The sequence below is a fragment of the Sphingomonas sp. Leaf30 genome (genome assembly GCF_001422525.1).
GTDB classification, from domain to species: Bacteria; Pseudomonadota; Alphaproteobacteria; order Sphingomonadales; family Sphingomonadaceae; genus Sphingomonas; species Sphingomonas aerolata.
Genome location: NZ_LMKZ01000002.1, coordinates 278,030 through 290,265, shown reverse-complemented (window position 1 = coordinate 290,265; position 12,236 = coordinate 278,030). Strand labels below are relative to the sequence as shown.

Annotated in this window: 10 protein-coding genes; 4 read left to right on the top strand and 6 right to left on the bottom strand. The window is 67.3% G+C overall.

Going from position 1 to position 12,236, the window contains the following annotated elements; all coding sequences use genetic code 11:
* Nucleotide 1 precedes the first annotated feature (1 nt).
* Nucleotides 2–352, top strand: a complete 351-nt coding sequence (locus ASE89_RS08050) for a TfoX/Sxy family protein (protein WP_056675855.1) — start codon at nt 2–4, stop codon at nt 350–352.
* Here the strand turns inward: ASE89_RS08050 and ASE89_RS08045 are convergent.
* Nucleotides 349–2,124 (bottom strand): ABC transporter transmembrane domain-containing protein, encoded by a 1,776-nt coding sequence (locus ASE89_RS08045; RefSeq protein WP_156363364.1) that lies wholly within the window; start codon nt 2,122–2,124, stop codon nt 349–351. The two genes, ASE89_RS08050 and ASE89_RS08045, sit on opposite strands and share 4 nt — an antisense overlap.
* A gap of 185 nt (nt 2,125–2,309) precedes the next feature.
* Here ASE89_RS08045 and ASE89_RS08040 point away from each other — a divergent pair, with 185 nt between their 5' ends.
* Nucleotides 2,310–3,542 (top strand): polyhydroxyalkanoate depolymerase, encoded by a 1,233-nt coding sequence (locus tag ASE89_RS08040; RefSeq protein ID WP_056675852.1) that lies wholly within the window; start codon nt 2,310–2,312, stop codon nt 3,540–3,542.
* A gap of 68 nt (nt 3,543–3,610) precedes the next feature.
* Here ASE89_RS08040 and ASE89_RS08035 read toward each other — a convergent pair whose 3' ends face one another.
* From ASE89_RS08035 to ASE89_RS08025, 3 genes are all read right to left on the bottom strand, one after another.
* Entirely contained in the window at nt 3,611–4,093 is a 483-nt protein-coding gene (locus ASE89_RS08035; protein WP_031394543.1) for a pyridoxamine 5'-phosphate oxidase family protein, read from the bottom strand.
* 78 nt (nt 4,094–4,171) lie between these two features.
* Nucleotides 4,172–5,350, bottom strand: coding sequence for an acetyl-CoA C-acyltransferase (locus ASE89_RS08030; RefSeq protein ID WP_056675849.1), 1,179 nt, complete (start codon nt 5,348–5,350; stop codon nt 4,172–4,174).
* Nucleotides 5,351–5,402: 52 nt separating this feature from the next.
* Nucleotides 5,403–5,861 (bottom strand): MaoC family dehydratase, encoded by a 459-nt coding sequence (locus ASE89_RS08025; RefSeq protein WP_082451336.1) that lies wholly within the window; start codon nt 5,859–5,861, stop codon nt 5,403–5,405.
* A gap of 133 nt (nt 5,862–5,994) precedes the next feature.
* Between ASE89_RS08025 and putA the strand changes: the two genes are divergently transcribed.
* Entirely contained in the window at nt 5,995–9,012 is a 3,018-nt protein-coding gene (gene putA, locus ASE89_RS08020) for a bifunctional proline dehydrogenase/L-glutamate gamma-semialdehyde dehydrogenase PutA (protein WP_056675847.1), read from the top strand.
* A gap of 322 nt (nt 9,013–9,334) precedes the next feature.
* Here the strand turns inward: putA and ASE89_RS08015 are convergent, their stop codons facing one another.
* Together ASE89_RS08015 and ASE89_RS08010 are read right to left on the bottom strand one after the other, a co-directional pair.
* A complete protein-coding gene (locus tag ASE89_RS08015) occupies nt 9,335–10,510 on the bottom strand; it encodes a mechanosensitive ion channel family protein (protein ID WP_056675844.1) in 1,176 nt (391 codons plus the stop codon).
* Between the two features lie 11 nt (nt 10,511–10,521).
* Complete coding sequence (locus ASE89_RS08010) at nt 10,522–11,553, bottom strand: DNA topoisomerase IB (RefSeq protein WP_056675842.1); 1,032 nt, start codon at nt 11,551–11,553, stop codon at nt 10,522–10,524.
* 86 nt (nt 11,554–11,639) lie between these two features.
* On the opposite strand from ASE89_RS08010, the gene ASE89_RS08005 reads away from it, so the two are divergent.
* Entirely contained in the window at nt 11,640–12,203 is a 564-nt protein-coding gene (locus tag ASE89_RS08005; RefSeq protein ID WP_031394328.1) for a type 1 glutamine amidotransferase domain-containing protein, read from the top strand.
* The last annotated feature ends 33 nt before the right edge of the window (nt 12,204–12,236 follow it).

Genomic DNA, 12,236 nt, shown 5'->3' with positions numbered 1-12,236 from the left:
AATGGCCTCCGACCCGAGCATCGTCGCGTTCATCGTCGAGCAGATCGCCGCCGCGGGCGAGGTCGCCGCGCGGCCGATGTTCGGCGAATATGGCGTCTATTGCGACGGGCGGATGGTCGCGCTGATCTGCGACGACCGGCTGTTCCTCAAGCCGACCCCGGGCGGGCGCACGTTCGCGAGTAGCGACGGCGCGGCGATCGAGGAAGCAGCGCCCTATCCGGGGGCGAAACCCTGTCTGGTGATCGACGCGGATCGCTGGGACGATGCCGACTGGATGGCCGAGATCGTCCGGATCTCGGCCGCCGAGCTGCCGCTGCCCAAGCCCAGGCGCGCGAAACCGCCGAAGGGCTAGGCCGCGTCGTTGAACTGCAGGCTGGCCAGTCGCGCATAGAGGCCGCTGTTGGTCATCAGCGCCCCGTGCGAGCCTTCCTCGACGATCTGACCGTCGTTCATCACGATGATCCGTTCGGCGGCGCGGACCGTCGCGAGGCGGTGCGCGATGACGAGCGTGGTGCGGTTCGCCATGAGCCGTTCCAAAGCCTCCTGAACGAGCCGCTCGCTCTCCGCGTCGAGCGCGCTGGTCGCCTCGTCGAGCAGCAGGATCGGCGCGTCGCGGAGCAGCGCGCGCGCGATCGTCACGCGCTGACGCTGGCCGCCCGACAGCCGCGCGCCGCCTTCGCCGAGGAAGGTGTCGAGTCCTTCGGGCAGCTTGCGGAGAAATTCGGCGGCGTTGGCGGCCTCGGCGGCGGCCCAGAGCTGGTCGTCGCTCGCGGTCCAGTCGCCATAGCGGAGATTGTCCCGCGCCGACGCACCGAAGATCACGGTTTCCTGTGGCACCATCGCGATCCGGGCGCGGACCGCGGCGGGATCGGCGTCGCGCAGGTCGACGCCGTCGAGCGTCACGCGACCCGCATCGGGATCGTAGAAGCGCTGGACGAGCTGGAACAGCGTGGTCTTGCCCGCGCCCGAGGGGCCGACGACCGCGACCGTCTCGCCCGGTTTGATGTCGAGCGAGAAGCCGTTGAGCGCCGCGACGTCGCGGCGGGTGGGGTAATGGAACCGGACGCCCTCGAAGGCGAGTGCACCGCGCGACGGCTGCGGCAGCGCGACGGGCGTGGCGGGCGGCGCGATTTCGGGCGTCTCGCGGAGCAGTTCGGACAGCCGCCCGGCGGCACCCGCGCCGCGCAGCAGATCGCCGTAAACCTCGGTCAGCGCCCCGAACGCGCCCGCGACGATCCCGCCGGTCAGGACGAAGGCGGCGATCGCGCCGCCGCTGATCCGCCCGGCGGCGACGTCGACCGCGCCTTCCCACAGCACCAGCGTGATCGAGCCGAACAGCAGGCCGATGACGATCGCGGTCATGATCGCGCGCAACAGGATCCGCGCACGCGCCGCGGCAAAGGTCGCGCGCACCGCGTCACCGAAGCGGGTCGCCTCGCGGTCTTCCTGCCCGAACGCCTGCACGACCTTCATCGCGCCGAGCGTCTCGGTGGCGATCGAGCCGACATCGGCGACGCGGTCCTGCGAGGTACGCGAATAGTTGCGGACGCGCTTGCCGAGCAGCGCGATCGGCAGGACGATCAGGGGGATGCCGATCATCAGCAGCCCGGCGAGCTTGGGCGAGATCGCGAATAGGTAGATCAGCCCGCCGACCCCGGTGAAGGTGTTGCGCAGCGCGATCGAGACGGTGCTGCCGACGACCTGGTCGATCAGCGCAGTGTCCGAGGTCAGCCGCGAGGCGATCTCCGACGGGCGATTTTCCTCGAAGAAGCGCGGTGTCAGGGTGAGCAGGTGACGCTGCACCGTGGTGCGGATGTCCGCGACGACTCGTTCGCCAAGCCACGACACATAGTAGAAGCGCACCGCGGTCGCGACCGCGAGCACGACGACGATCATGAGCAGATAATGGAACGAGGTCCCGACCGATCCGCTCGCGCCCGGGCCGAAGCCGCGGTCGATCACGCGCTTGAAGCCGTAGGGTATGCCGATCGTTGCGGCCGAGGTGGTTACCAGCGCGAGTCCCGCAAAGGTGATCTGGCGCGGGTAGTTTGCGGCGTGTCGCCACACCATTGCAAGGTCGCCGATCCGGCGGGGCGTCTTTTCGTCGAGTATCGGCTTGGCCATGGCGGATCGCCTAGCAGTGGCGAGGGTCACGCTCAACGGCAACCGCATGACGGCCGGGACGTTGGACAAGCAGGACGCGCACGGGATTGGGACACGCGCGCGCCTGCGTCCGGGCAATGCTCTGTTGCGCGGCAGCATAATTGCGTTACGGAAATGTTAACCCCTTTTGGGGTAGAGGATACCGAATGCTCTACGATGCCTATGAATTTCAGCGGTCGATGATGGCAGGTGCCAGCAGAATGGCCAGTTTCGGGGCGGGAATGCTGAATAACCCAGCAAACCCATTCGCCTATTTGGGCGGCGGCGCGGTCGTCGGATCGGCGCTGGAGGTGTTCGCGCACGTCAATGCGACTCGCGGCAAGCCGGCGTTCGGCCTCGACCACACGATCATCGACGGACGCGAATTCGCGGTCCGCGAGGAGATCGTGCTGCGCAAGGATTTCGGCCAGCTCAAGCGGTTCGTGCGGGAGGGCGTCGAGGGCGGACCCAAGCTGCTGATCGTCGCGCCCATGTCGGGGCATTATGCGACTCTGCTGCGCGGCACGGTCGAGCGGATGCTGCCGTTCGCCGACGTGTACATCACCGACTGGCGCGATGCGCGCAGCGTGCCGCTGTCCGCCGGGCGGTTCGATCTCGACGATTATATCGACTATGTGATCGCGTTCCTCGAGGCGATCGGTAGGAACGAGGGGCAGGGCGGCACGCATATGCTGGCGGTCTGCCAGCCGTCCGTGCCCTGTTATGCCGCGGCGGCGCTGATGAGCGCGGACGGCAATCCGTGCCGGCCGAAGACGCTGACGCTGATGGGCGGGCCGGTCGACACGCGCGAGGCGCCGACCGCGGTCAACACGCTGGCGACCGAGCGTCCGCATACGTGGTTTGAACAGAATGTCATCGCGACGGTGCCGGCGAATTATCCGGGCGCGGGGCGCAAGGTCTATCCGGGCTTCCTGCAGCTGGCCGGCTTCATGTCGATGAACCTCGGCAACCACATGGTCTCGCACTGGGAGATGTATAAGCATCTCGTCCAGGGCGACGGCGAGAGCGCGATGGCGAGCAAGGGCTTCTACGAGGAATATCGCTCGGTCTGCGACATGACCGCCGAATTCTATCTGCAGACGATCGACGTGGTGTTCCAGACCCACGCGCTGCCGCGCGGCCTGCTGACGCACCGCGGACGCCCGGTCGATCCGGCGGCGATCACCGATATTGGCCTGTTGGCGATCGAGGGCGAGCGCGACGATATTTCTGGGCTGGGGCAGACCAAGGCGGCGCTGTCGCTGGCGACCGCTCTTCCCGAGGCAAAGAAGCGGTATCTGATCGCCGAGGGGGCCGGCCATTACGGGATCTTCAACGGCTCGCGCTGGCGCAACACGATCGCGCCGGTGGTCGAGGAGTTCATCACCGCGAACGGATAATAATCCGCCAGTATAAAGTTCGATCGCGACCGCCGGTCCTAAACCGGCGGTCGCGATCGGTATCTGGGTCAGCCGACCGAGTCGACGACTGCGTGGCTGCTCGACTCGCTCGACGTGATCGTGCCGCCGAACAGCATCTTGACGCGTCCGGTCAGCGAGATGTCGGTTTCCCAGAGTTCCGCGCTGTTGATGTCGAAGCGCAGCAGCGTGAGGTTGGGGTCTTCCTTGCCGCCCGGAAACCAGGCCTCGACCTGGTTGTTCCACAGCTTGTCGATCTGCGTGCGGTCGTTCATCTGCGAGACCGTGCCGGCCATGCACGCGAAGAAATCATGCCCCTTGCCGACGAACTGCGCCATTGCCGCGCCACCCTTGGCGATGCGGTTGTCGCGACCGGCGAAGAAGAACAGCACGTTGGGCTGATCGTCGTCGAGCTGTGCGGTCATCGGCTCGGAATGCTGGCCGTCGTCGAGGCCGATCATCACGAACGGGCTGGACTTCAGCTTGTCGAGGAAGGTGTTCGCGACTTCCTGCGGGGTATCCTTGTCGGCCATCGTCGTTCTCCTATTGGCTTGGATTGCCACAGAGAACGGGCGGGGCGGAGGATGGTTGCCACCGCCGCCCCGCGAGCATCACAGGACTTCGAACAGGCCCGCCGCGCCCATGCCGCCGCCGACGCACATCGTCACGACGACATGCTTTGCGCCGCGGCGCTTGCCCTCGATCAGCGCATGGCCGGTCGCGCGTGCGCCGGTCATGCCGTAGGGATGGCCGATCGAGATCGCGCCGCCGCTGACGTTGAGCAGTTCGTCGGGAATGCCGAGCGTGTCGCGGCAATAGAGGACCTGGACCGCGAACGCCTCGTTCAGCTCCCACAGGCCGATATCGTCCATCTTGAGGCCGAAGCGCTTGAGCAGCTTGGGAATCGCGACGACCGGGCCGATCCCCATCTCGTCGGGCTCGGTGCCGCCGACGGCCATGCCGATATAGCGGCCGAGCGGCTGGAGACCGCGCTGCGACGCGATCTTCTCCTCCATCAGGACCGAGGCGGACGACCCGTCGGACAGCTGGCTGGCATTGCCTGCGGTGATCGTCATGTCGGGGCCCATCACGGGTTTCAGCGACTGGAGACCCTCGAGCGTCGTGTCGGCGCGGTTGCCCTCGTCGCGGGCGATCGTCACCTCCTTGTAGGTGACGTCCTTGGTCTCCTTGTTGACGATCGCCATGTTCGCGGTGACGGGGACGATCTCGGCGTCGTAATAGCCCGCGGCCTGCGCGGCGGCGGTGCGCTGCTGCGACTGAAGTGCATAGGCGTCCATCGCGTCGCGCGTGATGCCGTAGCGCTTGGCGACGACCTCGGCGGTCTGGAGCATCGGCATATAGACGTCGCGGTGCATCGCGAGCAGTTCGGGATCGGGGGCGACGCGCATCTGCGGCGTCTGGACGAGGCTGATGCTCTCGACCCCGCCACCGATCGTGATGTCCATCTGGTCGGTGATGATCTGCTTGGCGGCGGTGGCGATCGCCATCAGCCCGCTGGCGCACTGGCGGTCGAGCGACATGCCGCTGACCGTCGTCGGCAGCCCCGCGCGGAGCAGCGAGGTGCGCGCGATGTTGCCCGCCTGATGCCCCTGCTGGAGCGCGCAGCCGAAGACGACGTCGTCGACTTCGGCGCCGTCGATTCCGGCGCGTTCGACCGCGGCCTTGATCGAATGCGAGGCGAGCGTCGGCGCGGGTGTGTTGTTGAACGCACCGCGATAGGCGCGGCCGATCGGGGTGCGGGCGGTGGAGACGATGACGGCTGAACGCATGATGCTATCCTTTTTCTGAAGTCCCCTCCCGCAAGCGGGAGGGGGAGCGGTATCAAACGAAAACCTGGCTGATCCATTCGGCGATCAGGGCGGGCTTGTCCTGGCCCTCGATCTCGACCGCGAAGCTGTTGGTTTGCTGCCACTGGCCGGGGCGCTTCTCGTCGAACGACAGCAGCTTGAAGCGGCCGCGGACCTTCGATCCCGACCGGACGGGCGTGAGGAACCGGACCGAATTGCCGCCGTAATTGACGCCCATCTTCGCGCCCTCGATGGTCGGTGCGTCGGGGATCTTCGACGACAGGAGCGGCATCAGCGAGAGCGTGAGGAAGCCGTGCGCGATCGTCCCGCCGAATGGGGTCTGCGCCGCGCGGGCGGGATCGACATGGATGAACTGATGGTCGCCGGTGGCGTCGGCGAATTTGTCGATCATGCCTTGCGTGACCTCGACCCAGTCGGACAGCGTCTCGGTGCCGACGCGGTTCTGCATCTCGGCGGTGGTGATCGTCGCCACGGCATTCCCCTCCTAGCCTGTTTGGCGCTAAGCGCAGCGACGTCTCTAGGCGTACAGGCTGGCCGACCGCAAGCCTCACCCAACCGGAAGCTGGAAAATGTCGACTGCCGTAACGTCCAATGCCCGTAACACCATGGCAAAGCTGTACCGCGCAAGCGAACCCGATGTTCTAAAACCGCTGCTGGAGCGTGCCGCGCTCGATTCGGATTCGCGTGAGCGGGTGATGGGGCATGCGCTCGGCCTGCTCGCCGATCTGCGCGCGGCGCAGAGCAAGGGCTGGGTGAACCAGTTCCTCCAGGAATATCGGCTGAATTCGTCGGAAGGGGTCGCGTTGCTGAGCCTCGCCGAGGCGTTCCTGCGCGTGCCCGATCCCGAGACCGCGGACCTGCTGATCGCCGACAAGCTGGGCGATGCCGACTGGCGTGCGCATGCGGGCAAGTCGAATTCGAAGCTCGTCAATTCGGCGACCTGGGGGCTGGTGGTCGGCCGCGTGCTGGTCGGCGAGGGCGCGACCGGGCCGCTGCGCCGGCTGATCAGCCGCGCGGGCGAGCCGTTCGTGCGCCAGGCGGTGGGTGCCGCGATGAAGATGATGGGCGAGATCTTCGTGATGGGCCGGACCATCGACGAGGCGATGAAGCGGATGCGGCGGCCGGAGAACAAGGGCTTCACCGCGAGCTTCGACATGCTCGGCGAGGCGGCGCGGACGCATGCCGATGCGCAGCGTTATTTCCAGGCCTATGTCGGTGCGGTCGATGCGGTCGGGCGCGATCCGGCGGCGGGGCATTCGATCTCGGTCAAGCTGTCGGCGCTCCACTCGCGCTACGAGGTCGCGCGGTGGAGCGAGTGCGTGCCCGCGCTGACCGAGATGCTCGAGGCACTGGCGGTGCAGGCGGCGTCGAAGGGCATCGCGCTGACCGTCGATGCGGAGGAGTCCGAGCGGCTCGAGATGAGCCTCGACATCATCGGCACGGTCGCCGGGCTGCCGTCGCTGAAGGGCTGGGACGGGTTCGGCATGGCGGTGCAGGCGTATGGCAAGCGCGCGCGGCCGGTGATCGCATGGGCGAACGGGCTCGACCGCGTGATGAACGTGCGGCTGGTCAAGGGCGCGTACTGGGACAGCGAGATCAAGCGGACGCAGGTCGAGGGGCTGGCGGACTATCCGCTTTTCACGCGCAAGGCGGCGACCGACGTGTCGTATCTGGCGGTCGCCAAGGACATGCTGGCGGCGGAGAATATCCGGCCGGCCTTTGCGAGCCACAATGCGCTGACGGTCGCGACGATCATGGAATGGGCGGGCAACAGCCGCGATTTCGAGTTCCAGCGGCTGCACGGCATGGGCGACGGGCTGTACGAGCGGCTGGTACAGGACAACGGCTATCATTGCCGCGTCTATGCGCCGGTCGGCGGGCACCGCGACCTGCTGGCGTATCTCGTCCGGCGTCTGCTGGAGAATGGGGCGAATTCGAGCTTCGTGCACCAGCTGGCGGATGAACGGCTGACCGAGGGGGAGATCCTCGCGGATCCGGTGGCGAAGATCGCCGCGGTCGGGGGCAAGCGGCATCCGAGCATACCGTTGCCGGTCGACCTGTTCGGGGCGGGCGGGCACCGGAATTCGGCGGGGCTGGATCTGAGTGACGTGGAGACGCTGGCGGCAACTGTTAAGGTGGTGAATGCGCCATTGTCACAGGGCGCGCTCCCCCGCGAAGGCAGGGGCCCAGACTCGGCGCAGAGCGCCGACCGCGCTACCGCGCGTGAGCCGGAGGGGCTGGACCCCCGCCTTCGCGGGGGAACGGTGAGTGATGCCATCACCCGCGCGCATGCGGCGTTCCCGGGCTGGTCGCGGTCGCCGGTCGAAGAGCGCGCGGCGTGTCTCGATCGGCTGGCCGACCTGCTCGAGAAGCATCGCGACGAGCTGATGGCGATCTGTGTGCAGGAGGCGTTCAAGACGATCCCCGACGCGATCGGCGAGGTGCGCGAGGCGGTCGATTTCTGCCGTTATTATGCGCAGCAGGCGCGCGCCAAGCTGCAGCCGATCGAGCTGCCGGGGCCGACCGGCGAGCGCAACATGCTGCATATCGAGGGGCGCGGGGTCTGGGCGACGATCGCGCCGTGGAACTTCCCGCTCGCGATCTTCCTGGGGCAGACGGTGGCGGCGCTCGTCACGGGCAATGCGGTGGTGGCCAAGCCCGCGCCGCAGACGCCGCGGATCGCCGCGCGGGCAGTCGAGCTCGCGCACGAAGCCGGCGTGCCGGCCGACGTGCTGGTCCTGGTCACGGGCGGGCCGGAGGTCGGCGCGGCGCTGACCGCGGACGCCCGCATTCAGGGCGTCGCGTTCACCGGCTCGACCGCGACCGCGCGCAAGATCGCGCGCGCGCTGCTCGAGGACGACAGCCGACCGATCGTGCCGCTGATCGCGGAGACCGGCGGGATCAACGCGATGATCGTCGATTCGACCGCGCTGCCCGAGCAGGTCGTGGCGGACGTGATCGCCTCGTCCTTCCGCTCGGCGGGGCAGCGTTGCTCGGCGCTGCGGCTGTTGCTGGTGCAGGAGGATATCGCCGACGGCGTGATCGAGATGCTGTCGGGCGCGATGGACACGCTGAGAATCGGCCGTTCGGGCGATCCCGCGACCGATGTCGGGCCGGTGATCGACCAGGCCGCCTATGACCGGCTGATGGCGTATCGCGCGCGGGTGGCGGCGAAGACCGTCAAGACGCTCGACGTGCCCGCGGACGGCCTGTTCGTGCCGCCGACTTTGGTGCGGATCGGCGCGATCGAGGATCTGAACGAGGAGTGGTTCGGGCCGATCCTCCATGTCGCGACTTGGGAGGCGGGCAAGCTGAGCGAGACGATCGCGCGGGTCAACGCCAAGGGCTACGGCCTGACGATGGGGCTGCACAGCCGGATCGCGCGCGCGGCCGAAGTGATCGAGGCCGAGGCGGCGGTCGGCAACCTGTACATCAACCGGTCGATGATCGGTGCGGTGGTCGGGTCACAGCCGTTCGGCGGCGAGGGGCTGTCGGGGACCGGGCCCAAGGCGGGCGGTCCGCGCTATCTCTACCGCTTCTGTGCGGAGCGGGCGGTGTCGGTGGATACGACGTCGGCGGGCGGGAATGCGACGTTGCTGTCGCTGGATGAGGGGGGGATCTGAGGGGGGCTTTTTAGGTCTATTTACCTTCGCCTCGTCATCCTCGCGAAGGCGGGGATCCATACTGGCTGGCGGTGAGGGGTATCTCGACCCGTCGAATATATGGATCCCCGCCTTCGCGGGGATGACGGAGGGGGGGGGCTTCCCCCTTGCAGCAGGCCTCCCGCGCTTCCTTCGTCCTCCCCGGCGGAGGCCGGGGCCCAGTTGGGGGACGGGATTGGCGACGGGTGCGCTCCGTTACTGCGGCCTCACCAACTGGGCCCCGGCCTTCGCCGGGGGGGTGTGGTGGTTGGTGTGGCGAGTTCCGTCAGACCCGGGGATGGCGTCAGGTGGATGGTGAATCCGCGCGCGCCTGTTGCACCTCCGGGAATGGCATCACCATCGACCCGTCCGGGGCGGCGGTGAGGTTGACCTGGGTGGGGAAGGCGATCTCGATCTTCTCGTCGTTGAACCGCTGGAGGATCGCGATGCCGACGGCGGTGCGGCCGTTGTAGAAGCTGGCATAGTCGGGGCCGTCGCTGTCGAACTGGACCTCGAAATCGAGGCTCGATGCGCCGAAGCCGGTGAAGCCCGCGCGGACGAAGATCTTGCCCTGAGAGACAACCACGTCCTTCAGCATGTCGGGAATGCGTGCGCAGATTTCGGCGGGGGTGAAATAGGTGACGCCGATGATGAACTTCGCGCGGCGGTGGTTGCGCTGCGTGTTGTTGAGGATCTCCTTGTTGAGGAGGTTCTTGTTCGAGATCACGCGCTCCTCGCCGTCGATGCCGCGGATGCGGGTCGATTTCAGGCCGATCGCCTCGACGCTGCCCGAGGCGGTGTCGTAGCTGATCGAATCGCCGCGGCGGAACGGACGGTCGAAGATGATCGCGAGCGCGGCGAACAGGTCGGCGAAGATGCCCTGCGCGGCCAGACCGATCGCGATGCCGCCGACGCCGAGGCCCGCGACAAGGCCGGTCACGTTGACGCCGAGATTGTCGAGCACAACGACCATCGCAACCGCGAACACGACGAAGGTGACGAGCAGGCGGATCAGCCCCATCGCCGACAGCAGCGCCTCACCCGAATAATGTTCGGACTGGGTGCGGTGCTCGATCGCGCCGAGGATGATCTCGCGCACCCAGACCGCGACCTGGAACACCGCGGCGACGGTGAAGAGGAAGTTGACCGTGGTCGCGACCTCGCCCGGTGCGGCGGAATAGCCGTCGACGAGCTTGGCGGCGAGCATGACGATGAAGAAGTTGCTGGTCCGCGAGACCGCCTTGCCGACGACGATCCCCCAGCCGTTGAGCGCGCGCGGGCGTTCGCACAGCCGGCTGCCGAAGCGGCGTGCGGTGTGGAGCGCGAGGACGATCAGCGCGCCGGCGCCGAACGCGATCAGGATCTGCAGCCAATAGGCCTGGACCCAGGCGAGGCTGGCGGTGACGAAGCCCTGTGCCTGGCTGCCGACATCGCTCGCGTCGAAGATGGGGGCTTTGGCGACGCTGTTGCTATTGGACATCTGGATACTCGTCAGGCCGCGACGGCGATGGTCGCGGGTGTGCCGGCCTCGAGAAAGGCGATCAGGCCGCATTCCTCCCGGCTGAGATAGCGCTTGGCGCGCGGGAGGCGGAGCGCCTTGCGGAAGGTCGACTGGCCCTGTTTGACGAGGTCGATCAGGGCCGGGTGGACATAGCTCTTGCGTGCGATGGCATGCGTGTTGCCGAGCCGCGCGACGACCGGCTCGAGCATCGCCTTGAGGCTGAGATCGCGCTCGGCCGAGGCGAGCGCCTCGAACGCGGCGACGCTGGCTGCCCAGGTGCGGAAGTGCTTGGCGGTGAAGTCGGTCCCGGTGACCGCCTGGATATAGGCGTTGACGTCGCTCGACGTGACGGGATGCGCGACGCCGTCATCGTCGAGCCAGGCGAAGAGATGCTGTTCATCGAGATCCTGGCATTTCTTCACGAAGCTGCTGAGCGAGCGATCGGTGATCCGGAGCGTCCGCATCTTGCCCGACTTGCCCTTATATTCGAGCCGGAGCGTGGCGCCCTTCACCGCGCCGTGGCGCTTGCGGAGCGTCGTCGCGCCGAAACTCTCGTTCGCGGCGGCATAGGCCTCGTTCCCGATGCGGATATGCCCGCCGTCGAGCAGGCGAAGGACCGCGGCGACCGCACGGTCGCGGCTGAGCGAGCGTCTGCGCAGATCGGCCTCGACCGCCTTGCGCAGCTTCGGGAGAGCGAGACCGAAATCGGCGCAGCGCTCATATTTCGCGGCGTCCTGCGCCTCGCGGAAGCCGGCGTGATAGCGATATTGCTTGCGACCCTTCTCGTCCCAGCCGACCGCCTGGATATGACCATTGGGCTTCGGGCAGAACCAGGCGTTGCTGTAGGCGGGGGGCAGGCCGACCGCGTTGAGCCGGTCGATCTCGTCGCGGTCGGTGATGCGGGTGCCCGATGCGTCCCAATAGCCCCAGCCGGCGCGCATCTTGCGGCGCGAAATGCCGGGCTTGCTGTCATCTGAATATACGAGTCTGCTGGGCAATGCGTCGTTCCTTCCGGCCGTCATTCGAAATGTTCGGGCGGGCGCATCGTTCCGGAACGACCCGCGCGGCGCGGGGTTGAGGGGGCACGGGATTTCACTGGAGACATGACATGGCCGATCTTTCCCAGGCACGCATTCTGATCCTCGCCACCGACGGTTTCGAGACCGTCGAGCTGTTCGAACCCAAGAAGGCGCTGGAGGCGGTGGGCGCGAAGGTGACGCTCGCGTCGATCAAGACCGACCCGATCCAGGGCATGAAGGGCGACATCAACAAGGCGGAGACGATCACCCCCGAGCTGACGCTCGACGAGGTCGATACCGACGATTACGACGCGCTGGTGCTGCCCGGCGGCGTCGCCAACCCGGACGCGATGCGCGTCCAGGAGCGCGCGATCGAGATCATCACCGAGTTCATGGAGGACGGCAAGATCGTCGCGGCGATCTGCCACGCGCCCTGGCTGCTGGCCGAGGCGGATGTGATCGACGGGCGCCGGCTGACGAGCTTCCCGTCGATCCGCACCGATCTGGAGAATGCCGGCGCGGACGTGGTCGACGAGGAGGTCGTGGTCGACGACAATCTGATCACCAGCCGCAAGCCCGACGACATCCCCGCGTTCAACAAGGCGATCATCGCCGCGCTCGAGGAAGAACTGGCGGACGAGCCGGTCGACTGACGGCCGGCGGCCAGAGGCGACGAGATACAGGGG

Coding starts and splice junctions, on each gene's coding strand:
- ASE89_RS08035 (WP_031394543.1), bottom strand. CDS start 4,093: ATGGCCGACAAGGATACCCCGCAGGAAGTCGCGAACACCTTCCTCGAC.
- ASE89_RS08045 (WP_156363364.1), bottom strand. CDS start 2,124: ATGGCCAAGCCGATACTCGACGAAAAGACGCCCCGCCGGATCGGCGAC.
- ASE89_RS08050 (WP_056675855.1), top strand. CDS start 2: ATGGCCTCCGACCCGAGCATCGTCGCGTTCATCGTCGAGCAGATCGCC.
- ASE89_RS08040 (WP_056675852.1), top strand. CDS start 2,310: ATGCTCTACGATGCCTATGAATTTCAGCGGTCGATGATGGCAGGTGCC.
- ASE89_RS08015 (WP_056675844.1), bottom strand. CDS start 10,510: ATGTCCAATAGCAACAGCGTCGCCAAAGCCCCCATCTTCGACGCGAGC.
- ASE89_RS08030 (WP_056675849.1), bottom strand. CDS start 5,350: ATGCGTTCAGCCGTCATCGTCTCCACCGCCCGCACCCCGATCGGCCGC.
- ASE89_RS08005 (WP_031394328.1), top strand. CDS start 11,640: ATGGCCGATCTTTCCCAGGCACGCATTCTGATCCTCGCCACCGACGGT.
- putA (WP_056675847.1), top strand. CDS start 5,995: ATGGCAAAGCTGTACCGCGCAAGCGAACCCGATGTTCTAAAACCGCTG.
- ASE89_RS08010 (WP_056675842.1), bottom strand. CDS start 11,553: ATGACGGCCGGAAGGAACGACGCATTGCCCAGCAGACTCGTATATTCA.